At 59.7% G+C, this 22,517-nt stretch carries 43 protein-coding genes and 1 pseudogene; 17 read left to right on the top strand and 27 right to left on the bottom strand.

What is annotated here, in order from left to right:
- Window positions 1-75: 75 nt before the first annotated feature.
- From IAE36_RS13600 to IAE36_RS13570, 8 genes are read right to left on the bottom strand one after another with little or no spacing between them, the layout of a single operon-like run.
- Complete coding sequence (locus IAE36_RS13600; protein ID WP_328822865.1) at window positions 76-1,239, bottom strand: tyrosine-type recombinase/integrase; 1,164 nt, start codon at window positions 1,237-1,239, stop codon at window positions 76-78.
- Window positions 1,125-1,529, bottom strand: a complete 405-nt coding sequence (locus IAE36_RS23915) for a helix-turn-helix transcriptional regulator (protein WP_328822864.1) — start codon at window positions 1,527-1,529, stop codon at window positions 1,125-1,127. The genes IAE36_RS13600 and IAE36_RS23915 overlap by 115 nt, the downstream gene beginning before the upstream one ends.
- 37 nt (window positions 1,530-1,566) lie before the next feature.
- Entirely contained in the window at window positions 1,567-1,890 is a 324-nt protein-coding gene (locus IAE36_RS13595; protein ID WP_201212938.1) for a hypothetical protein, read from the bottom strand.
- A gap of 54 nt (window positions 1,891-1,944) precedes the next feature.
- Window positions 1,945-2,178 (bottom strand): hypothetical protein, encoded by a 234-nt coding sequence (locus IAE36_RS13590; protein WP_069016652.1) that lies wholly within the window; start codon window positions 2,176-2,178, stop codon window positions 1,945-1,947.
- Complete coding sequence (locus tag IAE36_RS13585) at window positions 2,154-2,594, bottom strand: phage protein NinX family protein (RefSeq protein WP_201212936.1); 441 nt, start codon at window positions 2,592-2,594, stop codon at window positions 2,154-2,156. Before IAE36_RS13585 ends, IAE36_RS13590 begins: the two co-directional genes overlap by 25 nt.
- On the bottom strand, window positions 2,591-2,809 hold the full coding sequence (locus IAE36_RS13580) for a hypothetical protein (RefSeq protein ID WP_201212934.1): 219 nt from the start codon (window positions 2,807-2,809) through the stop codon (window positions 2,591-2,593). Before IAE36_RS13580 ends, IAE36_RS13585 begins: the two co-directional genes overlap by 4 nt.
- 26 nt (window positions 2,810-2,835) lie before the next feature.
- Window positions 2,836-3,105: a hypothetical protein gene (locus IAE36_RS13575; protein WP_201212932.1), complete on the bottom strand. Its 270-nt coding sequence runs from the start codon at window positions 3,103-3,105 to the stop codon at window positions 2,836-2,838.
- A complete protein-coding gene (locus IAE36_RS13570) occupies window positions 3,102-3,485 on the bottom strand; it encodes a hypothetical protein (RefSeq protein ID WP_201212930.1) in 384 nt (127 codons plus the stop codon). Before IAE36_RS13570 ends, IAE36_RS13575 begins: the two co-directional genes overlap by 4 nt.
- Window positions 3,486-3,603: 118 nt before the next feature.
- On the opposite strand from IAE36_RS13570, the gene IAE36_RS13565 reads away from it, so the two are divergent.
- Window positions 3,604-3,885 (top strand): hypothetical protein, encoded by a 282-nt coding sequence (locus tag IAE36_RS13565; RefSeq protein WP_201212929.1) that lies wholly within the window; start codon window positions 3,604-3,606, stop codon window positions 3,883-3,885.
- A gap of 35 nt (window positions 3,886-3,920) precedes the next feature.
- Here IAE36_RS13565 and IAE36_RS13560 read toward each other — a convergent pair whose 3' ends face one another.
- The gene (locus IAE36_RS13560; protein WP_201212955.1) at window positions 3,921-4,853 is read right to left on the bottom strand and encodes a hypothetical protein; all 933 of its coding nucleotides are present in this window, start codon (window positions 4,851-4,853) and stop codon (window positions 3,921-3,923) included.
- A 143-nt stretch (window positions 4,854-4,996) separates the two neighbouring features.
- Here IAE36_RS13560 and IAE36_RS13555 point away from each other — a divergent pair, with 143 nt between their 5' ends.
- Together IAE36_RS13555 and IAE36_RS13550 are read left to right on the top strand one after the other, a co-directional pair.
- On the top strand, window positions 4,997-5,644 hold the full coding sequence (locus IAE36_RS13555; RefSeq protein WP_201212927.1) for a S1 family peptidase: 648 nt from the start codon (window positions 4,997-4,999) through the stop codon (window positions 5,642-5,644).
- Complete coding sequence (locus IAE36_RS13550; RefSeq protein WP_201212925.1) at window positions 5,644-6,075, top strand: hypothetical protein; 432 nt, start codon at window positions 5,644-5,646, stop codon at window positions 6,073-6,075. The genes IAE36_RS13555 and IAE36_RS13550 overlap by 1 nt, the downstream gene beginning before the upstream one ends.
- Before the next feature lie 101 nt (window positions 6,076-6,176).
- Here the strand turns inward: IAE36_RS13550 and IAE36_RS13545 are convergent, their stop codons facing one another.
- On the bottom strand, window positions 6,177-6,788 hold the full coding sequence (locus IAE36_RS13545) for a hypothetical protein (protein ID WP_201212923.1): 612 nt from the start codon (window positions 6,786-6,788) through the stop codon (window positions 6,177-6,179).
- A gap of 14 nt (window positions 6,789-6,802) precedes the next feature.
- A complete protein-coding gene (locus IAE36_RS13540) occupies window positions 6,803-7,354 on the bottom strand; it encodes a hypothetical protein (protein ID WP_236408885.1) in 552 nt (183 codons plus the stop codon).
- Window positions 7,355-7,466: 112 nt separating this feature from the next.
- Here IAE36_RS13540 and IAE36_RS13535 point away from each other — a divergent pair, with 112 nt between their 5' ends.
- Entirely contained in the window at window positions 7,467-7,739 is a 273-nt protein-coding gene (locus IAE36_RS13535) for a hypothetical protein (protein ID WP_201212919.1), read from the top strand.
- Between the two features lie 2 nt (window positions 7,740-7,741).
- Here the strand turns inward: IAE36_RS13535 and IAE36_RS13530 are convergent, their stop codons facing one another.
- The 16 genes and pseudogenes from IAE36_RS13530 to IAE36_RS24090 form a co-directional block, all read right to left on the bottom strand.
- Window positions 7,742-8,107 carry a hypothetical protein gene (locus IAE36_RS13530; protein WP_201212917.1) on the bottom strand — a complete coding sequence of 122 codons (366 nt, stop codon included), beginning with the start codon at window positions 8,105-8,107 and terminating at the stop codon, window positions 7,742-7,744.
- A gap of 238 nt (window positions 8,108-8,345) precedes the next feature.
- Entirely contained in the window at window positions 8,346-8,861 is a 516-nt protein-coding gene (locus IAE36_RS13525; protein WP_201212916.1) for a single-stranded DNA-binding protein, read from the bottom strand.
- Complete coding sequence (locus IAE36_RS13520) at window positions 8,858-9,625, bottom strand: lambda exonuclease family protein (protein ID WP_201212915.1); 768 nt, start codon at window positions 9,623-9,625, stop codon at window positions 8,858-8,860. The genes IAE36_RS13525 and IAE36_RS13520 overlap by 4 nt, the downstream gene beginning before the upstream one ends.
- Window positions 9,622-10,383: an ERF family protein gene (locus IAE36_RS13515; protein ID WP_201212914.1), complete on the bottom strand. Its 762-nt coding sequence runs from the start codon at window positions 10,381-10,383 to the stop codon at window positions 9,622-9,624. The genes IAE36_RS13520 and IAE36_RS13515 overlap by 4 nt, the downstream gene beginning before the upstream one ends.
- 10 nt (window positions 10,384-10,393) lie before the next feature.
- Entirely contained in the window at window positions 10,394-11,521 is a 1,128-nt protein-coding gene (locus tag IAE36_RS13510) for a hypothetical protein (protein ID WP_201212913.1), read from the bottom strand.
- 286 nt (window positions 11,522-11,807) lie between these two features.
- Window positions 11,808-11,984 carry a hypothetical protein gene (locus tag IAE36_RS13505; RefSeq protein WP_013972386.1) on the bottom strand — a complete coding sequence of 59 codons (177 nt, stop codon included), beginning with the start codon at window positions 11,982-11,984 and terminating at the stop codon, window positions 11,808-11,810.
- Window positions 11,981-12,175: a hypothetical protein gene (locus tag IAE36_RS13500; RefSeq protein WP_201212912.1), complete on the bottom strand. Its 195-nt coding sequence runs from the start codon at window positions 12,173-12,175 to the stop codon at window positions 11,981-11,983. The genes IAE36_RS13505 and IAE36_RS13500 overlap by 4 nt, the downstream gene beginning before the upstream one ends.
- Window positions 12,172-12,594, bottom strand: coding sequence for a hypothetical protein (locus IAE36_RS13495; protein ID WP_201212911.1), 423 nt, complete (start codon window positions 12,592-12,594; stop codon window positions 12,172-12,174). Before IAE36_RS13495 ends, IAE36_RS13500 begins: the two co-directional genes overlap by 4 nt.
- 278 nt (window positions 12,595-12,872) lie before the next feature.
- Window positions 12,873-13,049, bottom strand: a complete 177-nt coding sequence (locus IAE36_RS13490) for a DUF551 domain-containing protein (protein WP_201212910.1) — start codon at window positions 13,047-13,049, stop codon at window positions 12,873-12,875.
- On the bottom strand, window positions 13,046-13,204 hold the full coding sequence (locus IAE36_RS23685) for a hypothetical protein (protein WP_236408883.1): 159 nt from the start codon (window positions 13,202-13,204) through the stop codon (window positions 13,046-13,048). Before IAE36_RS23685 ends, IAE36_RS13490 begins: the two co-directional genes overlap by 4 nt.
- Before the next feature lie 404 nt (window positions 13,205-13,608).
- A complete protein-coding gene (locus tag IAE36_RS13480) occupies window positions 13,609-14,007 on the bottom strand; it encodes a hypothetical protein (protein WP_201212909.1) in 399 nt (132 codons plus the stop codon).
- A gap of 687 nt (window positions 14,008-14,694) precedes the next feature.
- Window positions 14,695-15,120, bottom strand: a complete 426-nt coding sequence (locus IAE36_RS13475) for a hypothetical protein (RefSeq protein ID WP_201212907.1) — start codon at window positions 15,118-15,120, stop codon at window positions 14,695-14,697.
- A gap of 89 nt (window positions 15,121-15,209) precedes the next feature.
- A complete protein-coding gene (locus IAE36_RS13470) occupies window positions 15,210-15,701 on the bottom strand; it encodes a hypothetical protein (RefSeq protein ID WP_201212905.1) in 492 nt (163 codons plus the stop codon).
- Window positions 15,698-15,970 carry a hypothetical protein gene (locus tag IAE36_RS13465; protein ID WP_201212903.1) on the bottom strand — a complete coding sequence of 91 codons (273 nt, stop codon included), beginning with the start codon at window positions 15,968-15,970 and terminating at the stop codon, window positions 15,698-15,700. Before IAE36_RS13465 ends, IAE36_RS13470 begins: the two co-directional genes overlap by 4 nt.
- A 116-nt stretch (window positions 15,971-16,086) precedes the next feature.
- Window positions 16,087-16,629 carry a S24 family peptidase gene (locus tag IAE36_RS13460; RefSeq protein WP_236408881.1) on the bottom strand — a complete coding sequence of 181 codons (543 nt, stop codon included), beginning with the start codon at window positions 16,627-16,629 and terminating at the stop codon, window positions 16,087-16,089.
- Window positions 16,630-16,644: 15 nt separating this feature from the next.
- Window positions 16,645-16,827, bottom strand: a pseudogene (locus tag IAE36_RS24090) (helix-turn-helix transcriptional regulator); the annotation flags it as partial.
- A gap of 87 nt (window positions 16,828-16,914) precedes the next feature.
- On the opposite strand from IAE36_RS24090, the gene IAE36_RS13455 reads away from it, so the two are divergent.
- From IAE36_RS13455 to IAE36_RS13400, 13 genes are all read left to right on the top strand, one after another.
- On the top strand, window positions 16,915-17,127 hold the full coding sequence (locus tag IAE36_RS13455) for a YdaS family helix-turn-helix protein (RefSeq protein WP_201212899.1): 213 nt from the start codon (window positions 16,915-16,917) through the stop codon (window positions 17,125-17,127).
- A gap of 2 nt (window positions 17,128-17,129) precedes the next feature.
- A complete protein-coding gene (locus tag IAE36_RS13450; protein WP_201212897.1) occupies window positions 17,130-17,441 on the top strand; it encodes a CII family transcriptional regulator in 312 nt (103 codons plus the stop codon).
- Between the two features lies 1 nt (window position 17,442).
- The gene (locus IAE36_RS13445; RefSeq protein ID WP_201212895.1) at window positions 17,443-18,426 is read left to right on the top strand and encodes a phage replication protein; all 984 of its coding nucleotides are present in this window, start codon (window positions 17,443-17,445) and stop codon (window positions 18,424-18,426) included.
- Complete coding sequence (locus IAE36_RS13440) at window positions 18,416-19,219, top strand: hypothetical protein (protein WP_201212893.1); 804 nt, start codon at window positions 18,416-18,418, stop codon at window positions 19,217-19,219. The genes IAE36_RS13445 and IAE36_RS13440 overlap by 11 nt, the downstream gene beginning before the upstream one ends.
- 23 nt (window positions 19,220-19,242) lie before the next feature.
- Entirely contained in the window at window positions 19,243-19,725 is a 483-nt protein-coding gene (locus tag IAE36_RS13435; protein ID WP_201212892.1) for a hypothetical protein, read from the top strand.
- The gene (locus IAE36_RS13430; RefSeq protein ID WP_201212890.1) at window positions 19,725-19,979 is read left to right on the top strand and encodes a hypothetical protein; all 255 of its coding nucleotides are present in this window, start codon (window positions 19,725-19,727) and stop codon (window positions 19,977-19,979) included. Before IAE36_RS13435 ends, IAE36_RS13430 begins: the two co-directional genes overlap by 1 nt.
- The gene (locus IAE36_RS23845) at window positions 19,976-20,104 is read left to right on the top strand and encodes a hypothetical protein (protein WP_268933118.1); all 129 of its coding nucleotides are present in this window, start codon (window positions 19,976-19,978) and stop codon (window positions 20,102-20,104) included. Before IAE36_RS13430 ends, IAE36_RS23845 begins: the two co-directional genes overlap by 4 nt.
- Before the next feature lie 67 nt (window positions 20,105-20,171).
- A complete protein-coding gene (locus IAE36_RS13425) occupies window positions 20,172-20,642 on the top strand; it encodes a hypothetical protein (protein WP_201212888.1) in 471 nt (156 codons plus the stop codon).
- Window positions 20,639-20,950, top strand: a complete 312-nt coding sequence (locus IAE36_RS13420; protein ID WP_201212887.1) for a hypothetical protein — start codon at window positions 20,639-20,641, stop codon at window positions 20,948-20,950. Before IAE36_RS13425 ends, IAE36_RS13420 begins: the two co-directional genes overlap by 4 nt.
- Entirely contained in the window at window positions 20,941-21,243 is a 303-nt protein-coding gene (locus IAE36_RS13415) for a nuclease domain-containing protein (protein WP_201212886.1), read from the top strand. The genes IAE36_RS13420 and IAE36_RS13415 overlap by 10 nt, the downstream gene beginning before the upstream one ends.
- Window positions 21,240-21,608: a RusA family crossover junction endodeoxyribonuclease gene (locus tag IAE36_RS13410; protein WP_201212885.1), complete on the top strand. Its 369-nt coding sequence runs from the start codon at window positions 21,240-21,242 to the stop codon at window positions 21,606-21,608. Before IAE36_RS13415 ends, IAE36_RS13410 begins: the two co-directional genes overlap by 4 nt.
- Window positions 21,605-21,775 (top strand): hypothetical protein, encoded by a 171-nt coding sequence (locus tag IAE36_RS13405; protein ID WP_201212884.1) that lies wholly within the window; start codon window positions 21,605-21,607, stop codon window positions 21,773-21,775. The genes IAE36_RS13410 and IAE36_RS13405 overlap by 4 nt, the downstream gene beginning before the upstream one ends.
- A complete protein-coding gene (locus IAE36_RS13400; RefSeq protein WP_201212883.1) occupies window positions 21,766-22,356 on the top strand; it encodes a hypothetical protein in 591 nt (196 codons plus the stop codon). Before IAE36_RS13405 ends, IAE36_RS13400 begins: the two co-directional genes overlap by 10 nt.
- The last annotated feature ends 161 nt before the right edge of the window (window positions 22,357-22,517 follow it).

Genomic DNA, 22,517 nt, shown 5'->3' with positions numbered 1-22,517 from the left:
ATTCAATGACTTAGGCCATTTCCGAAAGGAGTGGCCTTTTTCATGTGCGTGACCTTTGCGTGACTTCTCAGGTTCTTACGCCTGCCTCCTCTTCAAAATCGTCAGCACCGGCCCACGCGAGTCCGTCGCTGAAACTTTATTTGCCGCCTCTATCAACTGTCCCAGCTCCGCGCCAGAATAGTGGCTGGTCACACTTCCGTTCTTGTGACCAAGTAGCGACTTCCGATCTTCCTCTGTCACACCTGCTGCTTTCAGGCGCCTGCCGAAAGTGTGCTTCAAGTCGTGAACCCTGATAGAAGCGAACCCAGGGTGCGCCGGCCGCAAGTGTTGCTCCTGCCAGAGCTTTGCCGCGCGCACCCTCGCTTTCTTCCAGGCCGAGTCGTTCATCCTGTGCATTCCAGTGCCGTTGTAGGGAAATACCCATTCCCTGCTGATCCCGCGCTGCCCGTCGATGATCGACTTTGCCACGCTGTTCAGTACTACCAGACGCTCGTCTCGATTCTTTACACCGGAGTTCTCGTGCCGGCCGCCGAAGTCGGCAGGTATCAGGAATACACTGGTGCCCAGCTCAGGTACCGAAATCTCCCAATCCCACCTCAGTTTGCAGACCTCCTGCTCGCGACAACCCGTGTTCACCTTGAACAGGGCCATTCGCTGCAGGTGGTCCGGCAACTCTCCGAAAAGGATCGACTGCTCATCCCAGGACATCGGGTAGGGCTTACGACTGGCTCTCTTCTCCTCCAGCTTGGCCAGCAGCGGAATGCTGTCCAGCCAAGGCCTGCGCTCTTCATCCCGCCACTTCCGGCAAGCCAGCGACAGAATGCGAATCACCCGCTCGATAGCGATGTTCACCGTCCGGTTGCTCACTGCCTTCCTCACTTTCCCTGTCGGCAAATCTTCGTCCGTCTGCCGGTCCCGAATGAACGGGGCCAGCGCCTGATCGTCTATGTGCGTAAGCGGCAGGTCGCCCAGGTAAGGATCGAGCTGCTGCAGACACAGGGCGGTCAGCTTGATGGATGGCTGATCCTTGTGCTCGAGCAGGTACCGGGTTGCCGCTTCCCGAAAGGTGCGCACTTGCCGAACGCCATAGACCTTGCGCTGGCGTATCTGCTCCAGGCGGTGGATCAGGTACTTTTCAGCTTCCGCCCGGTCACAAGTTCCAGTGCTTTCGTAAAGTCTTTCGCCGTTGATCCTCTTGTCGATGTGCCAGATGCCGTTCCTTTGGGAAAGGCCTGTGATTGTCCTTCGCGCCATCCCTTATCTCCTGATGGGCGCTCGCTGCCGGGTGATTGTCGTCCCTGAGCGCCTTCTTTCGCAATTGCCATGGCCTGGATGTAGTCGTTCACCCAGGCGTCCAGTTCTTCCCGGTCAAAGCCAATGCCACGCTCCCCGATGGGGAACTCGCTCACATACGGCCTGACGGTCTTGTTGAATTCGGATCGGCACATGCCGAGGTACTGTGGGGCATCGCCGGCGCGGATGATGCGCGGCTGAATGCGTGCGGCCGTTGCCGCGCTGGCGTTTGCCATGTTGGTCTCCACGCCGCCGGTGGCGGCAGGTTGGTGGTCAATCTACCTGGTAGTAGACGTAGCAATTGACGCCCTGGTCTTTCAGGGATTGATGCATGGCTTGCACGCCGGCACTGTGCTGATTGCCCTGGCCTGGCCACGGCGTATCCAGATGGATGCCTTGCTGGTGGTAGCGGCTCTTTTTCTGCAGATAGCCCGGGAGGCCTGGCAGTTGATTGGGTCGTAGGCCGGGCACCGGGATCACCACCCGGTCAAGGTTCGCGCTCCCGCCATCATCAGTGCAGGCGGCTGCTGCGGCCTTGCCAGCTTCCGTGGCAATACGCACCTTCGCCGGCAGGCCGGCCAGTTCTTCTTTCGTCATGGCAATAGCTCTCCATGCCCGCGCATGTCGGCGGGCTTGTGTTGTAGGGGGGAGTTACGATTGGGCGTTGCGAGAGAGCGCGTGCGCCAGATGCCGGGCGTAGGTCGAGACGGCGCGCCAGTAGGCGGCCATCGGCCCCTTGCGGCGAAGCCAAGAGTTTTCTGCCTCGGCGTCAGCCTGGGCGCGCAGTTCGCGAAGCACTGCTTCAATCCGCGCCCTGTCCTCGGCCGGTAGCTTCAACAGGGCCCGGCCCGCTGGCAGTTTCAGGAGCGGGTTGATGTAGCCCATGTTGCCTCCTTCTCAATGTCGATCAGCAGAACCTTCGGTACCTGGACGGTATCGCCAAGCTTTGCCTTGACCAGGCTGCGACAGAAGGCGACCAGGGCTGTTGGGCCGTAGCACCAGAAGCCGCTGCCTGCTGGGCCAGCACTGTAGCTAAACTGAGCATCCGCCAGGTGGGCCTGGTAGTGGGCGCTTGCGTGATGCTTGTCGAACGACGGGCCACCCTGAAGCCAGCTGGTAGAGGGCCGGTAGCCATAGCCCAAGGCGGCACCGCGAACGGTGCAACTGATCGGCTCACCCTGGAGGCTAATGATGCAGGTGTCATCCTGGCTGTCTTGCGTAAAGCCTTCAGCCATGGCCACCGCCCAGTCCAGCGCCGCGCCGACTAGGTTGGATACCCTCACTTCGATAAGGTCGGTCATGGCTTGACCACCTGCAGTTTGCTTCTTGCAAGATCGACAATCGCGGCCTCGATCCCGTCGTTAATAATTTTGGCCTGCTCGCGTCCGACCTGTTGGTACATCGCCCCGTTTGCCGCCGACATGAAGCCTGCCCAGAGCTGGGCCTTTTCCAGCGGACCGGAGAATCCGTTGGCTCGCGCAACATCGTCAAAAGTGGGGCGGAGTATGATCCACATGTCTCGCCCAAGTGCTGAAGGATCTGTCACAGCTCATACCTCTCATCAATCCAGCGCCCAGGCGCCAGTGCGGGTGTAGGTTCGGGTTGGGTTTCGTGCGGGGAGAGCTGGCGCTCGTTGCCGGCCTGCAGCTGGCTGTCGGGGATGCAGCTCAGTCCATTCGAGAGCTTCCAGCAGGTCACTCCACGTTGGTCGTCGTGGAAGACATCTGCGCTGTAAGGCAGTGGCCGGGTTTCGCGTGGGTCGGCGCTGGCGCCGGTGGCCAGCAGCAGGAGGCAGAGGGCGAGGCGGGTCATGGTTTGAGCTCGACTGCCGGGGTGACCTGACGGGCAAAGTCGAGCACGCTCTGCGACCAGTCCTCACCTACGCCGTCGTCAAAGGCGAAAAGCATGCCGCCGAGGGCGCGGCGCAGGCTGCGGATCTCTTCAACCATTGCCAGCACAGTTTCAGGGTTGGCGCTGGCGATGAATTCGGCATCTGGCTTCTGCGGGATGCCGCAGAGGCCGGTTCCCCACCAGCAGACTACCTGGCCATCTGCGGTGTCGATTCCAGGGTTTGTGGAGCGATCTGAGCTGCCGAATTCCATGCCGTCTGCGTGAACCACCCATGGGCCGGGACTGGCAGCGCGGGCTTTCTGCTCAAGGCTTTCGAGGTCAATCAACGTTTCTTCAGGCACGGGTAGTCCTTGGCCGCCATATCGCGGCAGTGAATTGATTCAGTGATTGGGAAATAGATAGCTATTGGCCGGGCTTGCTGTAGCCTGTAGTGACACTTCATCACTACTAGGCCCAGCCATGCGTAATCGCGGTACGGTTTACTGGGATTGGGCCAACCCGGAGTTGCACTTTCGCAACTACGATGAGCGCCTTTCCTGCGGCACCCTGATCAACATCCAGGTGCGCACCTCCAAACAGAACGTCACCCAGCTCTTCTTTGGTATTTATGGCCAGAAGGGGCTGATGCTTCTTGAAGAAAACTACCCAGATTGCAAAGGTCAGACGATGACTGCTGCCATGGCATGGGCGCTGGAGCGCGCCACGGGCTGGGTAGCGGGGAAGAACCTCCAGCCTCTCTGAGTGAATAGAGGGGAGAGGGGTTACATCGGGTGGGGTTACTGCTTGAGCGCCAGGCCTTTCACAGCCTCGCTGTAGATCAATTTGATCTGATCCCACGGGATCGTGTGAGGCTGCTCATACTCACCCGCGCCATCGCAGATTTCGCAGCCTTCGGTTGGCTCCTCAAGCTCTGCGCACTCGGGGCACTCGTGAGTGGTCTTCAGCTTGAACTCGCCGAGAAGCAAAGACTTGGCGCCGTTCTCAGCCGTGAGGCGCCGGGGCATGACGCAGTAGCCTTCGGGGATCTGCATGACCGGCGCGCTCGGCTCTGTGCTGGCGGATAGCATGTCGCGCAGTTCGGCGCGTGTTCTGGCTCGCTCTTCAGGGTTAACGTTGGCCCAGTGGTAGCCCTGAATCTTGCGCAGCAGCGCATCCCGCTCGGCCAGCTGATCGGCCAGCTCCATGGTACGAGCGATCATTCGGTCACGCTCACGCTTCACCTGCGTCAATAGCTCTTCGCGCAGTTCATATGAACTTTCAATGGATCTCAGCCGCTCAACCTCCCCAGCATCTGTCGCTACGTATAGCTCCTGCCATGGGGTGAAGACGCCTACGGGAAGCTCGTCGCCATACATGTAGCCTTTGCCGCCCAGTTGCTCCCAGCGGTATGCTACCGGCTCGCCCTGGTGCTGCTCGGCAGGCGCGATTCCTGCCATCGGGCCCAGCCCAACAATCGGCAGCCCAGTCTCCGCCGCATCCCTCTCTGCCTCTTCTTTGGTCCACCAGAAGGCAGTACCAACCATACACGCTATCGGCTCGGCATTTTGCAGTGGCTCTGGATGGGATTCACGGAAGCGGGCTAGGAACAGCAGGTAGTCGCTGTGGGTGCGCGGGTCTTCAAAGCCGGTGCTCCCCTTGCGCAGATCTTTCTCGTCTAGGCCGAGCGGGTTGAGGCGGATGAAATGGTCGCGCAGATCAGTGGTGGTCATGCCTTAACCTCTATGTCGACGTTAAAGTTATGGATAAGCGCTGCTGCCCCGGGGCGAAAGCGTGTTCTAATAATGGCTAATTGCTCGGGGCGAGGTTTGTCAGCTAGCCTTGGGGTGGTTGAAAGTACTAACAAGGAGATAAGATGGATCACTTTACTCAGCGCGTAGTTCTGGTTGGCAGGATTTCGCCGGGCGCAGTAACTTTGCTAGGTACAGGTTTTTTTGTAGGGGTGGAGGGTTTGTTGGTTACTTCTCGGCATGTTGTGGGAAATGATGCTCATGGGATTGTAATAATAGCTCCAAATATTAATTCATTTAATCAGTATCAAGATGTTAGTGATAAGTCATGCATTCCTGTGAGTGCTGAAGTGGTAGACATAAATCCATTTGCTGATGTTGTATTGTTGAAGGTCGATGCGGAAGTCCAAGGCGTTTCAGGGCTTGGTTCGTTAGATGAAGTGAGCGTCGGAGAAGTTCTTGAGATTGTTGGGTTTCCGCATTGCGTAGATGGCAGAAGGGTTCTCACCCATCAATCTGCCGCTGTTGGTGCGAAAGTCCTATTGGATTCCAGTTCGGTTAAGATTAAGCACGCAGTGATAAACTCGCAGACACGACCAGGTCAGTCAGGGTCTATGGTGTTTAGCAGAAGGCTGAATAAAATCGTTGGGCTGCTGTCGGGTACCTATACTCCGCAAGGAGGCGGGACTGTGATGCTGATGGGCATAAATCCGGCAGAGTTGAATCAGACAAGTCATATTGTCTCGGCGGAATATATAAGGGAGATGATTTGATGGGTTCGTCAGTGTTTGACTTCTCCGATGATGAAATACTTGGCTCCCTTAAATTGTATCAGCGGAGCCTTGTGGCTGAGCTGCTTGTTGCTAATGATGAGGAAACTGCAGCTCGCATTTGGCTGTCATCAACTGGTCCGTTGGATCTGCGTAAGTTTGGTGGCGTTCCAGACTCTGGTGAGGACGCATTCTACCAGCGTTTTCGAGCGGAGTTTCGCGCGTACGTTTGTGGGGATGAGCGCTACAAGGAAGAACGCGATGATTTGTTGAAAATTGCGAAGCCAGCTGCCAGTTACGTTATCGCGGCTATTAGTGCAGCGGTAGCATCGACCCTAGGGATTGCCGTTGGCCTGGTAGTGCCTGCTGTGGCTCTGTTGCTTAAAGTGGTCGGAAAGCTTGGATTGAATGCCTGGTGCGCAGTTGGGAGCTAATACGAGCCCAGCGATAAGATAATAGCTTCTAAGGGATGCCTCCATCGCCGGGGAGGCGTTATCGTTGAATAGGAGAAGGCACTGGCGGGCAGCGCAGGGTGTTACGGGCGGTTGTCGTGATCGCAGTGGCGGCAGTCTTCATAAGATGGCGAAGGTACAAATCGACCGCAGCCGCCACAGTTCTGGATGCTTCCCGGCGCCCGCCGCTTTGCCTTGGTCAGCACAATGCCGGTGCCCGCCAGGGCCTCTTTGATATCAACGTCTCGCTTGTGCACCAGTCGCCGGGCCTTTGCTTCGAGGTAAGCCACTGGCCAGATCACGGCCTCCTCTGGGGTGTTGCCGATGGACTCGGCAGCCTCAAGCGTGAGGTGGTGTGCTTTGTCGAATCGGAAGGTGTGGCCTATTGGCCACCTGGCCAAGGCAATGTCGTTTCCGTTCCAGTGGCCAGGGATCTGCAAAACGACAGTGCATCCCGGGGAAAGCTGGTCGCGTGCTTCGTCCAGGCTGATGTACTGATGATCGACGCCAAGATGTGCGCGAGAGTCGACGTAGTCCTTCGGCCATGGAATATCTGTTTCCCGATGGCTACAGGCCTGCTCCTGGGTAAACAGCTCGGCCTTGTCGAGGTTGGTGGTGTAGCCGCCGCCAAGGGCCCAGAACATAAGGCCGTCACCCGTGTTGCTGCGGCTGTCCTGAAGGTAGAACTGGCACATTGCTCGCTCCTTGATCAGGCCGCTTTGCGCTGGTTGAGCACGCGCTGGCGAGCCGCCTCGTACTCGCTGCCGACGATCTCAACCAGTCCGTCGACATCGCCGTCAGCCGCCTTGCTGCCCAGGTTCAGGTACACGGTATCGCCGTAGCTGAAGCACACCCCGCCACTGAGCCAGATGCCGCCGCGCTCGACGCCGATTGCTTCCCACATTTCGTCCCGGTCGATAGCGTCCGGGCAATGTGCTTTCCAGAGTTCTTCCAGACGCTGGTGCTCAGCCTTCTCGGCCGCACGAACCTCTTTGTCAGTGCCCTTGGCGTGCTTGGCCGCCCGGCGCAGCGAGCGGTAGCCGTATTCATCAGGGCGGCACCAGTGCACGTCCAAGTCGCGGCTGGCGCTGAGCTTGATGCCGCCGACGTAGTTGCGGGAGCCGCTGTACATCGGAGAGGCGTCGGCGCCAAAGGCTTCGCCCAGCTTCTTGCGCTGAGCATCCCAGGCGGCTTTCTTGTCGTCCCAGGCGCGCACGGCGGCCAGAACCTTTAGCGATTCGGTCTTGTAGAAATAGCTCATGGCTTTCTCCATGCATGCGCCGCCCTCCGTGGCCGGATGCGGCATGGTGGCAATTTGGTTAGGGATGGGGTATTACGGGTGACCGGCATGGGGCCGGCGAAAAGGAGCTTCTATGTCGCTGATTGTCGATCGACCATGGCCTGTGGATTACGAGTATCGCGGAGTTTCAGCCAAGATTGATTTCGTCTGGGGGCAACCTGGAAATCCGGTGCCGAGGGGTTTGAGAGTCAGCGTACAGCACCCTGACAGCGTCGTTTTGTCGACCCGGGAGACGGCTGATTTCTCAAGTTTTGAAGAAGCTGTTGAACGCGGCCAGCAGATGGCCAAAGTGCAGATTGATCTTTTGCTGAAGGACGGAAAATTCACTGAGAAACCGGGACAGTAAACCTACTGCCGACAGACCATTAGCAAGCCAGTCTCGCTGTCATCAGGATCATCACCCAGCATCAGGTCAGGCGCCCGTAGTTCGCGCCCGATACGGAACTGATCGAGCCGCCGCGCCACAAAATCGGATATGACTATTTCGTGGCGCGGCGCACTGAGGAAGTGCCGGGCCGCTTCAGGCCCTAATTCATGGATGCGGTGGATCAGCAGGGTCATTGCCTCGCCGTTTTCCTCGACGCTGGCCCAGGACTTGATGTCCTCAAGCGCCTGGCGAGTGCCGGCGCGCGTCTTCATGCGCAGTTCTTCAACACCGGCCTTGGCCTCTTTCTTCTTGCGCTTCTCGTCGCGCTCTTGCGGCGTCATCGCCATACGGCAACTCCTTCAATCCGCTGGGCGGTAGGTTGAAATGCTCACGCCGCCTTGTTCTTAGCAGCGCGCCTCGGGTTTTTCTGTTCAATCTCTAAATCCATATCGTTCCAGCCGGCCAGGAACCAGGAGCCGTGGAACGTGTGAGGGGCAAATGGGTTAGCCATCTTGCTGCCACCGTTGCGGCGGCAGTCCCGGCCATCGTAGTAAACGCTGGGGTGCTCGCCGCGTTCGCTAATGGCTATGCACCTACCAGATGGTGGAGTGGGGCAAAGGGGATGTCGTCGTCGAAGTTGTCAGGCGGCGCGGCCTGCTGGCTTTGGCGAGGCGCCTGCCGCTGATACTGCTGACGCCCTTGGGGCTGACGCTGCTGTTGCTGCTGTTGCCGCTGTTGCTGCTCGCCGCCCTGGCTGTCAGGCCGGCCGCCCAGCAGCTGCAGGGTGCCGTTTATGTCGACATGGACCTCGGTGCTGTACCGCTTGATGCCGTCCTTCTCCCATTCGCGGGTCTTGAGCTTCCCTTCGATGTAGCACTGCGAGCCTTTGCGCAGATACTCGCCGGCGATCTCGGCAACCTTGCCGAACAGCACCACCCGGTGCCATTCGGTTTTCTCGACCTTCTGGCCGGTCTGCCTGTCTGTCCAGGCCTCGCTGGTGGCCAGGCTCAGGTTGGTGACCGCGTTGCCGTTCGGCATGTAGCGGACCTCGGGGTCCTGGCCGCAGGTGCCGACCAGGATGACTTTGTTGATGCCCCTCATGCGGCTTTGCTCCTCAGCTGTTTCTCGAAGCCGTCGACCAACAGTTTGAATTCCCAAAGGTCCTGCTCAAGCTGTTCGATGTAGTCGTCATCGCGCTTGAACTCACGCCACCAGAGCTGGCGGCCGACCGGTTTGAGCAGAGGGCAGTACATCCCGATGTGCCACCACTTGCGGCCGGTGATCCACATGCAGCCCTGCACCTGGTCGATGACGTCGCTGGCATCGTTGTCGATGTGGAAGGCGCGTAGCTTGTCAGGAGCCAGGAAGCACTTGTACTCGCTGCCTCCGTCCTCGCCGATGAACCCGTCTGCGCTGGCACCAAATGAGCCGTCGTCGGTTTTGACCAGACCGACCTGCGTGACGATCAGGCCGGTCTGGATTTCATGCTCCATCCGGGCTTCGGGCTCCAGCTCGTGGCCGCGGCGCATCTGCCAGGTCTCGAACCCGCCATCGAGCGGAGCTCCACCAATACGCTCGACCGCCAGCTCGAATGCGTAGGTGAGGGCGGCATTGGACGGTTCGCCGACCTTCTCACCATCTAGGGCCCGCTGCACAACCTCGGCCTTTGGCGCGGCCTTATAGCCGGCCAGTTCGCGCGCCTTGGCCTCGCTGCGGCCGTCCAAGATGGCGTCGACGTAGGTGCGTTGCTGCGAAGTGAGCCCGTTCACCTTGGAGCGGGCGGTACTGAACATGCTAGCGGTGATTACGCCGGCGCGGGCCTGCAACCACTCTGGCGAGCCCTGGGTGCAATTGACGATGATCATGGGGTGGCCTCCAGTACTGTTTTCCGCTTGGTCACGGCAATCTTCACCGCGTCATATCCGGCTTTGTCGCCGCTGGCCTGCATGACCTTCACGGATGCCTGCCACACATCCTTGAGCTCGTCTGGCGTGGCGGCAGCTTCGACCTGGGCAAGGATGTCGTTCACCGCCTGGGCACGCATTTCTGCCGTGTCTGAGCCATCCGACGATTGCGCGTCGTCGTCCCTGACGTCACCCGTTGTGATGTTCAGCAAGGCGCACATCACGTAGCGCTTGCCGTAGGTGGTAGACGAGCCGACGGCTTGAACATCGTTCCGGCCTTTGCCGATGTCGGCCGGCAGGGTCATGGTTGTCTGCTCGCGGTGGCCGTCGCGGTGCATCAGGATGCCGGTGACGCTGATCGACTTGTCCTGATTCTCCACCTTGAAGGTGATAGCGAAGCCGTGCCGCTGCATGATCGGCTTGACCACCCTGGTGATGTCGTCGAGTGTTGCATAGGCGTTACCGGTGTGCAGATTCACAGCCGCTTCGAAGACGGTCGGGATCTCGCACTGCATCTGGGCCATGCCTGCGTTGAATGCTGCTTCAGCTGTCTTGGCCTGCATGCGCTCGTGCATGGCCAGAAGGCGCTCCATCTTCTCGATGTCACAGGTTGGATCGGCGGCCGCACGGCTAATGACCGCCATGATGCTGTTGTCGACGGGGCCGGGCGCAGCCACTGCCTGGCGGCGCTGCTCCGGCACAATGATTGCGCTGGTCATGGTCTGTGCCTCAGTAGGTGATGGCGATGTTGGGGATCTTGCGCTGAGCGATCAGGGTGACCGCTTGCTTGGCGCATTCCTCGGTCATGCCGCCAGCGATGAACGCTTCCAGGGCGGCGCGGTTGATGCTGGCACGGTGGTTCTTGTCGCGCTCGCGGGCTTCCTGCTGGCGCACGATCTCGGCAGCAGCGGCATCAGCACGGCGGCGCTCGTCTTGGCGTGCCTGTTCGGCCGCTTCCTCTTGCCGGCGGGCTGCTGCCTGGCGCTCCTGCTCCATCCGTTGCTCAGTGGCAACGCGGTCCGCCTCGGCCTGAACTCGGGCGCGTTCGGCCTGCTCGGCCTGCAACTTGAGCTGCAATCGCTGGTTCTCGGCTTCGCGCTCTTGCGCAGCGGCTTGATCAAGCAGCTCCTGCTCGCGGCGGGCGGCGGCTTCTCGTGCTGCCTGCTGCTCCTGGGCCACGCGCTGGCGCTCGGCCTCAACTGCGGCCTCCTGTGCCAGGCGGATACGGTCCTGCTCGGCCCGCTCCTCTGCTTCGCGGCGCAGGCGCTCCAATTCCGCTTTCTCGGCTTCACGCTTTTGATGCTCATCGAAGGAGGCTTTGAGCTTGGCCAGCGCAGTAGCTTTGGCGCGGTGAGCTTCGGCCTCGAACTCCTCGAGCTTCTCGTCGACGATGATCTTCTCTTCTAGCTCGCGGAAGAGAAGCGCAAACGGCTGTGGCTGGCCGCCTATCAGGCCGAGTCCGCAGTCTTCGATGTGGCGAATCATCGCGTTGTGCTTGTCGACCCGGGCATCCTCCGCAGCCTGCCAATCAGTGAGAGGCTGCCGTACCTCGTCGCGCAGGGTGTCCATCTTGGTCACGAAGTCGCGCAGCTCAGCCTCGACCACCTTCGGCATTTCCTTGAGCCGGCGCAGGTAGTCGCGGCCTGGCTTCTCGACAGCGGTCTTTGACTTGCTGACCTTGGCGGCCAGGCTGGCGATACGCTCGCGGCCCTTCCGAGTGGTCAGATCAGGCACTTCGCCTTCGATCTCGCCCTTCACCAGGTCGATGAATTGCTGCAGGCCGCCGGCCACATAGATGGCCGGGGCGTTCGCCTCGCTGATCTCTTCGATCTTGATCAGTTTCTGTTGTGCGGGCATTGGTACACCTCGCGCCAAGCCGGCGCCGTCAGTTGAGAGGGGGAATGCCAGGTCACCCAGGCACGGGGGTACGCTCCAGGCCCTGGCTGCGGTGGATGGTTGCGCGCTCTCGCCGCTTACGCTCCCGAAGGGGTACGGTTATCCCGAAGGGCTGCCGTGCTCGGCTACGTGATTCAGGAAGTGATGTGGCCAGCCAGTGCGCTGGCCAGCATGAAGGCGGTACACGCGAAGAGGGCAGAGAAGGAGCCGCGCCAGATGACCAGGCGGCGGGCGCGCTGGTAGCGGGTCATGGGCAAGGCCTCGGACGGGCGATTGGCCGGCGCTTCAGCCAGTCGGCCTTGATCGGATAGGGCAGGTCAGCGACGCGCATGCCGACCGGGAAACGTAAAGTGCCGCGCACTTGGGCGGCCTGCACTTCCTCGATCTGTTCGTCGATCAGCGATTTAACGATTGGCGTGGTCACGCAGCCTCCTTGCGCCCATCAACGATCTTGTTGAGGCGCCCGCAGTAGTGGTTGAACTCTTCGATGGTGATGCGGCCGTCGGCCAGCATCTCGGTTAGAAGCTTGAGAACCATGGCCTGCCACTCGGGTGGGGTGGAGGGGTCAGCCATTGCTTCAAGCTCTTGGTCTATCAGCACATGGGGGCTTTTCACTCTGCCTCCTCGGCCTGGGCCAGCAGCCCGTCCTTCACCAGCGGCTTTAGCAGGGTGTGCGCAATCTCGCGCAGCACTGAATCTGTGTTCGGTACCGCCATCAGCTCGTCTGCGGCGCTGCGGGCCTCACTGACGATCTTGAAGTGGGCAGCCAGAAGCAGCCTGCCCAGTACCGACTTGCTCGCCCCCTGCAGGCCGAGCTGGCCCATGGCGAACTCGTCCACGGCTTCGGCAAAGCGTTCCTGCGTAACGCCCTGCTTTGGGCGCATACGGCGTTGAAACATGTAGTCCGCGCCGCGCATAAGCTGGTCGATGCCTTCCTCGATCCAGTGGCGCTCTGCAAGCTCCTGCGGCGTTTCACTCACCTCAGGAGGCAACTTGTTGTCGTACTGCCATTGTGCTGCTTGAAGTTCGGACATGGTCGCCTCCAGTTAAGGTTGGGATGCTCGATAGCGCCGCATGAGGCCTTTGGTCAGGCGCTTCATGATTCGTGGGTACCGGTCGGGGTGGTGAAGCCGACATGGCAGCTCATAGCGACCAGCGTCGTCTTCGCAGTAATCGCAAGCGCAGTTCTTCTTGAGCATTTCCCGCGCCTCAGCAGCGCAGGCAGCCCGTAGTGTGAGCCAGCGACGACCGCCGCCACGGAAGACGGCAGCGGTCTCGACTGTGACGGCCATGGTCGCCTCCAGGTGGTGGGTTACTCGGTGGGTGGGGAAGGGAGGGGCATCCAGTGGGTTACGTACTCGAGGTCGTAATCACCGGTAGTGAAAAATGAGTTGTGCTGCTGTGCGATGAACACTCGATCAAGGTCGGTGCAAAGCACCTCAAGATCCTCAGCGGAAAGCTGGTCCTCTACGCTGATCCAGCCGCTCATGGCTTCACCCGGGCGGCGAGCATGGCGTCGGCGACGGCATAAGCGTGGCTTGCGATGTCGAAGGCGTCGTAATGCTGAACGTCTTCAACCGGGTATGCCTGCAACGTCGCCAGCGCTTGAGCCGCGAAGTAGTCGCGCAGGGTCATGCCGGACATCAGCCGCTTGGCCTCATCGACATGGCGCGGCTCGAATGTTTGGTGATCGTACGAGACCGGGAAAGCCGGTCCGCCGTCTTCTTTGCTTATCGTGAAAGCCTCAGTAGGACCGCATTGGTCAGGAGCCAGGCGCGGGTGACCAAACCCACCGTGAAAGGTGGCCTGGCGCCTGCCAATGCGGTCATATGTGAAGGGAAGGGGATACCGTTAAAGTTCGGCTGCGTGAGCCTTACAAGCTATAAGAGTCACGGTGATGCGCTTTACGATGTTTCTGCATCGGGGTGTGATCTGTATGACGTTTGCCGCCCATTGCTCTCGCGCGGGGGGACGGTACTCAGATCACACCCCAATGCAGCCTGCGATGGGGAGCAGGGCATCGGGCCGTCTTTCCGGCTGTCAGGGAGTCATTCAGTTTGCGTTGGGTTGTCGAGGCCCTTGCTGGCCCGCCAGTGATCGACAGATTCATCACCTTCCAGCGCGACTCTGGCAGCCATGGTCGCGGCCTGCACGGCCTCCTTGTAGACCTGCCTCCAAGGCTCATCCAGAAGGGCTTTGTTCAGCTCCCCGGCCTCCTCGTTGAAAGCCAGACCCATGAGGCGGCGCCCTGGGAACAGTTTCTGAGCCCGCATCACCTCGCACCGAACCGCACGGATGAAGCATTCCAACTCGGCGTTCTCGCCATCCAAGTAGTTCTCATGGATGCCAAGGGTGAACAGTGCTGTCTTCAGCCGAGCTGGATTGAAGATCATGTTTCGCGAGTCGGCGTTTTTGTGCAGGTAATCCAGCGCTTCTGCAGGTGTCATCGTCTTGCCCTCCAGGGCGGTTGATTTCCCGTCTGGCCCTGTCGCCAAGGCCAGCCAGTGAAATCGGTGTTGGTCAGCGGCACTGGTACGCGCAGAAATCGGCCACGGCTGCTTCGCGTGTTGCTCGAAGCGGAGCGCCAGGTACGTCTCTGGCCAGATAGCCGGTCGACACAAGCTGTTCAAACCGGCCCACCGCCACCGCTGCATCCGACGGGTGTCTGGCCTTGCAAGCTTCGCAAGCTGCAGTTCGTTTCATGGTCTATCTCCAGTGGATTCCCCCTGATGCGCCCCGCTTGAGGCGCACCGAAGAATCGTCTGTCTCGCCGCGACCCGCTACTGGCGTCGGTCGCTGGCTCAAATCTCGTTGTTCCTCCAGCCGCGGGCCTCTCGGCATTTCTTCCCGCTGGATAACTGTTCTCGGCGCTTTACGCTGCACGCCCGGGGCAGTTGCCACCCCTCTGGACTGTTGAGGCCTGTCCATCGCTGCCTTTGAATCTGGGCCGGTGTTGATCCGGCAAGGTGTGTCGCTAAAGAGCGGTCGGCTTGAGGGCCTGGCGAGGGGCTGTGTGGCGCCTCGATGAAGTAAATATAGGAGATCCTATTTTGCCAGTCAATAGGAGTTCCTATATTTTTCAAGCGCCCACAAAAAAGCCCGCGCTAGGCGGGCTCGTCTGGGTGTCGTGCTTTCTACATAGAATCGATCTGTGCTTTCAGCTGATTTGCTGAGTGCTCGTATAGGCGTCGGTAGGCGTCGCGGTCATCATCAATCAGGTGATCCAGATAACCGAGCCACGAGACGTACATGTCGGCCAGCTCTGTTTTGAGCTGCGGGAGGCGATCGGCCTCAGCCTTGTACAAGGCTTTTCCTTTACTTTTGGCGTCATCTACACAGACCCTGACCACATCTAAGCGTTGATGGAAGGCTTTAGACCAGCGCTTGCTGCCCTCGCCAAACCTTCTTTCTGCATCCCAAACCCTGGTCTCTTGCTCAATCGCATCAATGCTGCAGATGGCGGGAAGGCCAGTCATTTTTTCGATATAGGTCGGCTCGGCGGAGACCAGGGTTGACCACAGAAGAGAAGTGAACAGACTAGCTAGAAGGGGCTTGCGCATTTTGCTCTTCCTGAGAAATCACCATCCTACCACTCTGGCCACGAGCCATCACACAGCCATGAAAAAGCCCGCCTAGGCGGGCTCATTCATCAGTGGGCATGTCTATCTCTGACGGTCCTAAAAAGACTGAAGATGTCAAGAAACTGGTTGAGGGACGGGACAGAACTAATCCGGCGAGTGAGCAGCCCAACAGCCACAAAAAAGGTTGTCCACACGAAAATAAGTGAAAGGCAAATCACCGAGATGATCGGGTTTCGTACGATGTGGAAAAGAAGACAGCTAACCATGATCTTCCGCTTGTCGGCAGGGGTAGGCTTGTCATCCGGCTTACCAATTAAAGCAAGAATGGGCATTAGGGGAACCGCCACGATCACCGCTAATGGAAGGAACCAAAACTTTGTAGAGACAGAATAAATTCCAAATATCGAGCGAGCATCGGCATCGGAGACATCATCGCGCTCCACATACTCAACTACCAGTTGAGAAGCCCTTTCCCTGAGTGGCAGGGATCGATGTCTGCAGAGGGCCCAATAGCCCACCGTCAATGCTGCCAATAGGCTTGCGACGACAAATTCGGTCATTTGCGCTTACCTCCTGATTTCTTGCCCTTTGCAAGCTTTTTCTTGCATGCCTGTTCGGCCCTGGCATCAGCTGCTCGCTCAGGCTTCCCGACCACCCCCCAAGTGTAGATGGCGTATAAAGGGCAGATGATGAGCATAATCACACAAAAATGACCCAAATACGCAGACTTAGCGTAGATCATTTCCAACAGGCCCTTCAGAGAATCTATAGCCAGGGAAAGGTCTTTCAAGGGCGACACGACTGCCAATTCGTCCTTGGTGGAGCTCATGCAGATTCCATCCTAAATCAAATTCTCCAAAATCTCTAAATAGATTACTACCGAGCGTGTCAGGCGCGGCCCTGAGATCGGGCCTTGCCCAACAATCTTGCCCATGATCCGGTACTTCAGAAGCTACGCCCCGTCCACCAGTAGATAATCTGGGCTAGCACAGTGATATCGGCCTCGCGATCACCAGGCACCTCAATCGGCGGGTACTGCCCGTTGTCCGAGATGATCGTCAGGCCGTCCAGGCCTCGCTGTATCCGCTTGATCTGCAGCTTTCCGCGCATGAGGAAGAAGTAGATGGCATCGTCTTCAACGGTGGTTACCCCGGCATCGACCAGCACGGCATCCCCGCTGCGGATCGTCGGCGCCATGCTGTCGCCCCGGCCCGAGATCAGCTTAAGGTTCTCCAGCTTGGTATACGTGAGGTTCTGCCGTACCCAATTCGCATCCAGGCTCATGTGCTCAACAACCATGTTGATGTCAGGCGGCTCCGAGCCCGGGCCCATGGACCCCTCTACATCGTAGCGGGGCACGTCCACCAGGTTGCGGTAGCTTTTGATCTTCTGGGCCAGCGGGGCGGGCAGGCCCTCGATGTTGATCGTTTCATTCACCCCAGGATCTGTGGACCGAGCATCGACGGGGGTCTGACCCTGATCAGTCATGCTGCCTTCGCCAGTTTCTAGCCATAGCGCGCTTACTCCACAGATGCGGGCAATGCTTGCGCCAAAGGTGGACGACGCTGACTTTCCCCTCTCCAAGTCGGAGATGGAAGTCTGGGTAATACCCACGGCCTTAGATAGCTCTGCCTGGGTCAGCTTAGCGTGCTTACGAGCCGCTTTGAGTCGTTGGCTGTAGTTCATGTGAGTCTTATATAGGTGGTCCGATAACCTTGCAAATAGGTGTTCCTATGTGTACATTTATAGGAAATCCTATAAGGAGGGTTTTCGATGAGTATTTACGATCGCCTTGTTGACCACTTTGGTGGCCAGGTCAAGACCGCTAAATCGTTAGGGGTCAAGCAGGGAACAGTCTCCGGGTGGGTTTCCGGTCGTCATGGTATGAGCGCCGTTACGGCTCTGCGGGCCCAAGCTGAGACTGAAGGTCTCTTCTCGGCGGTTGAGCTCTGCCCTGCGTTGGTCAGAGCTGAGATGGTGGCCTGACCATGTCTGAGAGCCAATTAAGCCTCAGCGAAGGCGATATCGCCCGGGAGATCGAGACCCTGATCTTGCAGCGGGTTGCACAGGTCAGCCAAAAGCGCATTGCAATGGAAACGGGTTGCAGTGAGTCGACGGTTTCCCGCTGGAATGACGGCGAGTACCAGCGCTGGGCCAAGGTCCAGGCGATGCTGGGGCTTCGCGTTGTGCCGCAAACAGCGGTCGTCGTAACGGCTGAATACCTGTCCGCATTGGAAACCATGGCCAGGATCGGGCTGAAGGCTGAGAAGAAGCGGCCAGGCCCGCTGGGGTGGGACTGACATGCAATTCACCGTCACGATCAACCAGGCGAAGGCGCTGGACTGGGGGCTGAATGCCCAGCAGGCCCTGCTGTTCGCGTTCGTCTACGAGTGCCCAAGCTGGGCCAAGTTGGTCAAGACGGACAAAGGCGATTTCTACGCCTTGAGTAAGGCAAAGATCGTCGAGGAACTGCCGCTGCTCACCGACAAGCCCGATACCGCTTATCGCCTGCTGAAGGCGATAGCAGGGGCCGGCCTGATCAATCTCTCCAGCACCAACAACATCACGCTGGTGCAGCTCACCGCGAAGGGTAAGGAGTGGAACAAAAAGCTGGATGGGTCGGAAAAATATCCGACCAGTAAAGAGAAGGTCGGAAAAAAATCCGATCCATCACCTCGGAAAAAAATCCGATCAGGGTCGGAAAAATCTCCGAGCAAGGTCGGAAAAATCTCCGATCCTGGGTCGGAAAAATCTCCGACAAATCAGGATACCAGTAATCAGGATACCAATCAGCGTACCAGTCACAGTGTGCAGGAGGCCCCGGCTGCGCCGTCGGAACCTGCCGCGCTGACGCTGGTTTCCTCTGCCGCGCCGCGCTGCGAAATTCCAGCCGACATGCCAGGACCGAAAGACCCGGCCTGCAAAACCTTCAAGGCCTGGGCCAACTACGCCATGGCCTACCGCAGCCGCCACGGCGCATGGCCGGTGTGGAACGCCAAAGCCGGTGGGCAGATCGGGCAACTGGTCGATCGCCTGGGTGCCGATGTTGCCCACCACGTCGCCGCCTACTTCGTCCGGATCAACGACAGCAAGCTGGTCAACCGCATGCACAGCTTGGGCGACTTGCTCCAGAACGCCGAGGCCTACCACACCCAGTGGGTCACCAATCGCCAGATGACCGGCACTACTGCCCGCCAGATCGAGCAAACCCAAGCCAACGTCAGCGCCGCCGAGCAGGCGTTGCAAGCGCAGCGAGCCAAGAGGGCTGCAAGCCATGCTGAGTGAAGACCAGCAAGACCAACTGTTGCTGTCCCTGTTTGCCACTGCCGAGGTCATGGGTCAGCAGCTCACCCAGGGCGCAGCACTGCTGATGGTCGAGGACCTGCGCGAGTACAGCGAACCCGTTCTGAGCGGTGCGCTCCGCAACTGTCGCCGAGACGGTGGCCGGCTGACGGTGGCTGCGATCCTCAAGCACGCCCAAGCCGCTGACGGCCACCCCGGCAAGGACGAGGCCTGGGCCATCGCCCTGTCGGCCAGCGACGAAAGCGAAACTGTGGTGATGACCGCCGAGATTCGCCAGGCGATGACAGCTTCCAGTCCAGTGCTTGAGGCTGGCGACAAGGTAGGCGCACGCATGGCCTTCATGAGCGCCTACGAGCGCTTGGTTATCGCCGCAAGGGCTGAGGCGACTCCAGCCAAGTGGGAAGTCTCCCTGGGTTACGACGCTGCGCGCCGTGTCACTGCGATCGAATCCGCTGTGCGCTCGAAGCTGATCAGCCATGAGGCTGGCGCGAAGCATCTGGCTCACCTGCAGATTGCGCCACCCAGCGAGGACGGATTAGCCATTGCCGGGCTAATCACTGGGCAGGTTCGGGCGAAGGCCAGCCCAGAAGTGCGGCAAAAGCTCGCTGAGGTCCGCTGCATCATCGAGGCCGCACAGGCGAAGAAAGACCGCCAGCGCGTCAAGGAAGCCCAGCGCCGCCGGGTTGAAACCTATCTGCGTAAGCGGCAGACACGCGCCGCAGTCGCTCAGTTGAACATCAAGCGCGCCGGGCAGCCGGCCGGGGAGGGGGTGTGACTCCAGCCAAGAAAGAAATCCTCATGCAGGGTCAAACCGGCGTGGCCAGGAAGGTTTACGAGTGCGTGCCCATGAACGAGCCGTGGACTTCGGTTCAGGTCATGACAGCCATGCGGAACTTGACCGGCAGCACCCCGGATAACCGGATCGTTTCGGGCTGCTTGGTCAGCCTGGTTGATTCCGGGCTCATCAAGAAATCGGGTCGCGACCACTTCCAACGCACCCCTGTAGACGCCAAGCAGAAGACTCAGGAGCCAGTCATGGCCAAGCAGCAGCCGAAACTCGAAGTAGTTGCCGACCAGAAAGCCCAGGGCACCCCGCTGGAAATGCTGGGCGAGCTGGCCGGTGAAATCGCCACCATGGCCAGCAACCTGAAGCGCCTGGCCGGCCGGGTCGAGGATGTTGCGTTGGCCGTGGAGCAGGAGCGCGAATCCAGCGCCAAGTCGATGGAGAAATACCGCCAGCTCAAGACGCTGCTGCAGAGCCTGCAAGGCGAGGAGGCGTGATGGACACCAACGAGATGCGCGCCGAGTTCGAAGCGGCGTTCGTGGCCAAGTACGGTTTCGGGCGCCTAACGGCCTCGGCCAACGCTGATGCGCATGCCATCTATGAGGCTGCGAAGTGGGCCTGGCAGGCCTCCCGCGAGGCTGTGGTGGTGGAGCTGCCGAAGTTCGAAGACTACCCAGCCAGCATGGAGCGCGACATGCAGCAGGCGTTGCGCATCGCCATCGAGGCCCAAGGCCTGAAGGTGACCCCATGAAGCGCGTATGGACCGTAATCGTAGGCCCCAAGGCCTTCCAGATGGTGCTGATGGAGCAGAGCCTGGACCGTGCTGGTGCGCTGCGTGAGGCGCAGTTGATCTGGCCTGAGTGTGAGGTGGTGTGATGACCGATGTGATGGGTATCGCGTTCATCGTCCTGTGTCTGCTGCTCATGTTTCAGGGAGGCCAGCCATGACTGACCGAATCAGCGTTAACAGCACCACCAAGCTCTCCGAGGCCATCAGCAAGCTGACCAGCATGTTCCGCGACAAGAAGTTCGTGGTGGTCAGCCTGCGCCCAGGCAGGGACCGCACCCTGGACCAGAACGCGCTGTGGTTTGCGTTCTACAAGCGCATCGCGGAGATGACCCAGATCGGCGACGCGGCGGACGCCCGGCGCTACTGCAAGCTGCACATCGGCGTGCAGATCCTGCTCAACGAAGACGCCGAGTTCCAGCAGGCCTGGTACCGGGTTATGCGCCACCTGCCATACGAGGAGAAGCTGGCGATGATGGGCGAGTGCAAGCTGTTTGGCCCGGATGGGTTCCCGGTGACCAGCCTGTTCAACCGTGCCCAGGGCGTGGCGTACACCGACCGCATCCTGGCCGAGTTCACGGCTAGGGGTGTGTTCTTCGGTGATTTGGTGGGCGAGGTGGCGGCATGATCCATCAATTCAAGCCGGGCGACCTGGCGCTCATCGTTGGCGCAAATTCGCTGACCCAGAACATTGGCAAAGTCGTCGAGCTAAGCAGCATGGTCAAGGATGGCGACCTGTATGCCGGGCCCAACGGAAGCCTCTACCGGCACTCTGACGTCGACTGCTGGGTAGTCAGAGGGGAAGGGGTCGTCTTCCGTACAGAAGATGGCGTCTTCGCCGGTTTCGGCCTGTGCGAGCCTCGCCACTTGCGACCTATCGGGAGCGACTTTACCGCCGAACAGCAGAAAGCCAAGGAGGCCGAGCCATGCGCATAGTCAGCAAGAAGGTCCGCGACAGCGCTCGCGGCCAGGACTGTGCCGTTCGAATTCCGGGCACATGCAACTTCAACCCAGAAACGACCGTGCTGGCGCACCTGCCATGTGGCCAGAAGGGCATGGGCATGAAGGGCTTCGACACCGTGGCGGTCTACGCCTGCTCGGCCTGCCACGACGTGCTCGACGGTCGCGGGAAGGGCGAAGTGGACTGGTCCGACATGCCTCGGGCGATCGCTGAGACGCATGAGGCCCTGATCCGCGCCGGGCTTATGACAGTGAAGGGGGCGGCATGACGATCCTGCACCTGCCATACCCGCCGAGCGTGAACACCTACTGGCGCCACCCTACCACCGGCAAGCTGGCCGGGAGACACCTGATCAGTGAAAAGGGCCGTAAATATCGAGCTGACGTGTGTTGGTCAATACCGTATGCCATCCAGAAGCTCTCTGGGCGCCTGCGCGTGACGATCGAGTGCTTTCCCCCTGATAAGCGCAGGCGCGACCTCGACAACGTCGCCAAGGGGCTGCTGGACGCCTTGTCGCATGCCGGGGTTTGGCATGACGACGAACAGATCGACGACCTGCGCATCGTGCGCCGTGAAACCACCAAGGGCGGCGCTGTGCGCGTCCGTATCGAACCGATGGAGGCAGCAGCATGAACCCAGCATGGGCATTTTTCATCCTGACCGTTTTCTTGCTGGCGTGCACTGTTGCCCTTGCATGGGCGGGGACGATCCGCAGGAAGCGACACTATGAAGAGTTCCTCCTGCGCAAGGTTGAATTGGATCTTGCTCAGGCTGATTTGAGGGCGAAGTCATGCAACTGAACAGTGCACGTCAGGCCTGGCACGACTGCTACTACACCGCCTGGGATAGCCAAGGCGCCTTCATCGAGAACCTTGGCATGCTCGGCGCCATGGTCCAGACCACGCAGAAGCAGCGCAAGGCGAGCCACGCGGTTCACCAGGCGCTGGCCGGGGGCGTGCAGGCGGCGATCGCCAAGCTGCCCGGCAGCCTACGGTCGTTCGGCAACTTCATGTACGCCCCGCAGCCTAGCGACAACGAGCGCGAGATCGCCGAGGAGTCCGTGTTCTCGCTGGCGGTGGCAAAGGTCGGGCGCATGACCGCGGCCAAGCGCGAGCGCTGCGAGTACGTGGCCAAGGGTGTGATGTTCCGGTATCGCCGGATGCACCAAGGCGGGCAGTCTTCAGCACAAGACCCATTCGAGAGCCCGGAGTGGTTCAAGCGGTGGATCGACGAGGTGTACGGGGTGAGCCTTCCGGCTTGCGCTTGGAATCGTGACTGGGAACCTTTCGTACAGATCTGCTTCGAGGTCTGCGAGGACATCGACAAGCGTTCACTCTCGCCGGTGGCGGCCACAATTTACGAAATGAAGGAGGCCGCTTGAGGGCCTATTGCGTTCCCGCACGTGTGATGGCATTATTTGTCCATTGTTAGAGTTTTGCCTTTGGCAAATATGAGCATCCAGCCCAGCATTGATCTGGGCTTTTTTTGGCGTTAACGCACTGTTTCCATCATGAGGCCCGAGGCTTAAATTCTGCGCAATAT

The organism is Pseudomonas sp. S36 (assembly GCF_016647875.1).
GTDB classification, from domain to species: domain Bacteria; phylum Pseudomonadota; class Gammaproteobacteria; order Pseudomonadales; family Pseudomonadaceae; genus Aquipseudomonas; species Aquipseudomonas parafulva.
This window is presented reverse-complemented; position numbering and strand designations above follow the sequence as displayed.

Excerpts from the sequence above, each read along its gene's own strand:
- IAE36_RS23915 (WP_328822864.1), bottom strand. The coding sequence starts at position 1,529 with ATGGCAAACGCCAGCGCGGCAACGGCCGCACGCATTCAGCCGCGCATC.
- IAE36_RS13595 (WP_201212938.1), bottom strand. The coding sequence starts at position 1,890 with ATGACGAAAGAAGAACTGGCCGGCCTGCCGGCGAAGGTGCGTATTGCC.
- IAE36_RS13590 (WP_069016652.1), bottom strand. The coding sequence starts at position 2,178 with ATGGGCTACATCAACCCGCTCCTGAAACTGCCAGCGGGCCGGGCCCTG.
- IAE36_RS13585 (WP_201212936.1), bottom strand. The coding sequence starts at position 2,594 with ATGACCGACCTTATCGAAGTGAGGGTATCCAACCTAGTCGGCGCGGCG.
- IAE36_RS13580 (WP_201212934.1), bottom strand. The coding sequence starts at position 2,809 with ATGTGGATCATACTCCGCCCCACTTTTGACGATGTTGCGCGAGCCAAC.
- IAE36_RS13575 (WP_201212932.1), bottom strand. The coding sequence starts at position 3,105 with ATGACCCGCCTCGCCCTCTGCCTCCTGCTGCTGGCCACCGGCGCCAGC.
- IAE36_RS13565 (WP_201212929.1), top strand. The coding sequence starts at position 3,604 with ATGCGTAATCGCGGTACGGTTTACTGGGATTGGGCCAACCCGGAGTTG.
- IAE36_RS13560 (WP_201212955.1), bottom strand. The coding sequence starts at position 4,853 with ATGACCACCACTGATCTGCGCGACCATTTCATCCGCCTCAACCCGCTC.
- IAE36_RS13555 (WP_201212927.1), top strand. The coding sequence starts at position 4,997 with ATGGATCACTTTACTCAGCGCGTAGTTCTGGTTGGCAGGATTTCGCCG.
- IAE36_RS13550 (WP_201212925.1), top strand. The coding sequence starts at position 5,644 with ATGGGTTCGTCAGTGTTTGACTTCTCCGATGATGAAATACTTGGCTCC.
- IAE36_RS13545 (WP_201212923.1), bottom strand. The coding sequence starts at position 6,788 with ATGTGCCAGTTCTACCTTCAGGACAGCCGCAGCAACACGGGTGACGGC.
- IAE36_RS13540 (WP_236408885.1), bottom strand. The coding sequence starts at position 7,354 with ATGAGCTATTTCTACAAGACCGAATCGCTAAAGGTTCTGGCCGCCGTG.
- IAE36_RS13535 (WP_201212919.1), top strand. The coding sequence starts at position 7,467 with ATGTCGCTGATTGTCGATCGACCATGGCCTGTGGATTACGAGTATCGC.
- IAE36_RS13530 (WP_201212917.1), bottom strand. The coding sequence starts at position 8,107 with ATGGCGATGACGCCGCAAGAGCGCGACGAGAAGCGCAAGAAGAAAGAG.
- IAE36_RS13525 (WP_201212916.1), bottom strand. The coding sequence starts at position 8,861 with ATGAGGGGCATCAACAAAGTCATCCTGGTCGGCACCTGCGGCCAGGAC.
- IAE36_RS13520 (WP_201212915.1), bottom strand. The coding sequence starts at position 9,625 with ATGATCATCGTCAATTGCACCCAGGGCTCGCCAGAGTGGTTGCAGGCC.
- IAE36_RS13515 (WP_201212914.1), bottom strand. The coding sequence starts at position 10,383 with ATGACCAGCGCAATCATTGTGCCGGAGCAGCGCCGCCAGGCAGTGGCT.
- IAE36_RS13510 (WP_201212913.1), bottom strand. The coding sequence starts at position 11,521 with ATGCCCGCACAACAGAAACTGATCAAGATCGAAGAGATCAGCGAGGCG.
- IAE36_RS13495 (WP_201212911.1), bottom strand. The coding sequence starts at position 12,594 with ATGTCCGAACTTCAAGCAGCACAATGGCAGTACGACAACAAGTTGCCT.
- IAE36_RS13490 (WP_201212910.1), bottom strand. The coding sequence starts at position 13,049 with ATGAGCGGCTGGATCAGCGTAGAGGACCAGCTTTCCGCTGAGGATCTT.
- IAE36_RS23685 (WP_236408883.1), bottom strand. The coding sequence starts at position 13,204 with ATGTCCGGCATGACCCTGCGCGACTACTTCGCGGCTCAAGCGCTGGCG.
- IAE36_RS13480 (WP_201212909.1), bottom strand. The coding sequence starts at position 14,007 with ATGACACCTGCAGAAGCGCTGGATTACCTGCACAAAAACGCCGACTCG.
- IAE36_RS13475 (WP_201212907.1), bottom strand. The coding sequence starts at position 15,120 with ATGCGCAAGCCCCTTCTAGCTAGTCTGTTCACTTCTCTTCTGTGGTCA.
- IAE36_RS13470 (WP_201212905.1), bottom strand. The coding sequence starts at position 15,701 with ATGACCGAATTTGTCGTCGCAAGCCTATTGGCAGCATTGACGGTGGGC.
- IAE36_RS13465 (WP_201212903.1), bottom strand. The coding sequence starts at position 15,970 with ATGAGCTCCACCAAGGACGAATTGGCAGTCGTGTCGCCCTTGAAAGAC.
- IAE36_RS13460 (WP_236408881.1), bottom strand. The coding sequence starts at position 16,629 with ATGACTGATCAGGGTCAGACCCCCGTCGATGCTCGGTCCACAGATCCT.
- IAE36_RS13455 (WP_201212899.1), top strand. The coding sequence starts at position 16,915 with ATGAGTATTTACGATCGCCTTGTTGACCACTTTGGTGGCCAGGTCAAG.
- IAE36_RS13450 (WP_201212897.1), top strand. The coding sequence starts at position 17,130 with ATGTCTGAGAGCCAATTAAGCCTCAGCGAAGGCGATATCGCCCGGGAG.
- IAE36_RS13445 (WP_201212895.1), top strand. The coding sequence starts at position 17,443 with ATGCAATTCACCGTCACGATCAACCAGGCGAAGGCGCTGGACTGGGGG.
- IAE36_RS13440 (WP_201212893.1), top strand. The coding sequence starts at position 18,416 with ATGCTGAGTGAAGACCAGCAAGACCAACTGTTGCTGTCCCTGTTTGCC.
- IAE36_RS13435 (WP_201212892.1), top strand. The coding sequence starts at position 19,243 with ATGCAGGGTCAAACCGGCGTGGCCAGGAAGGTTTACGAGTGCGTGCCC.
- IAE36_RS13430 (WP_201212890.1), top strand. The coding sequence starts at position 19,725 with ATGGACACCAACGAGATGCGCGCCGAGTTCGAAGCGGCGTTCGTGGCC.
- IAE36_RS23845 (WP_268933118.1), top strand. The coding sequence starts at position 19,976 with ATGAAGCGCGTATGGACCGTAATCGTAGGCCCCAAGGCCTTCCAGATG.
- IAE36_RS13425 (WP_201212888.1), top strand. The coding sequence starts at position 20,172 with ATGACTGACCGAATCAGCGTTAACAGCACCACCAAGCTCTCCGAGGCC.
- IAE36_RS13420 (WP_201212887.1), top strand. The coding sequence starts at position 20,639 with ATGATCCATCAATTCAAGCCGGGCGACCTGGCGCTCATCGTTGGCGCA.
- IAE36_RS13415 (WP_201212886.1), top strand. The coding sequence starts at position 20,941 with ATGCGCATAGTCAGCAAGAAGGTCCGCGACAGCGCTCGCGGCCAGGAC.
- IAE36_RS13410 (WP_201212885.1), top strand. The coding sequence starts at position 21,240 with ATGACGATCCTGCACCTGCCATACCCGCCGAGCGTGAACACCTACTGG.
- IAE36_RS13405 (WP_201212884.1), top strand. The coding sequence starts at position 21,605 with ATGAACCCAGCATGGGCATTTTTCATCCTGACCGTTTTCTTGCTGGCG.
- IAE36_RS13400 (WP_201212883.1), top strand. The coding sequence starts at position 21,766 with ATGCAACTGAACAGTGCACGTCAGGCCTGGCACGACTGCTACTACACC.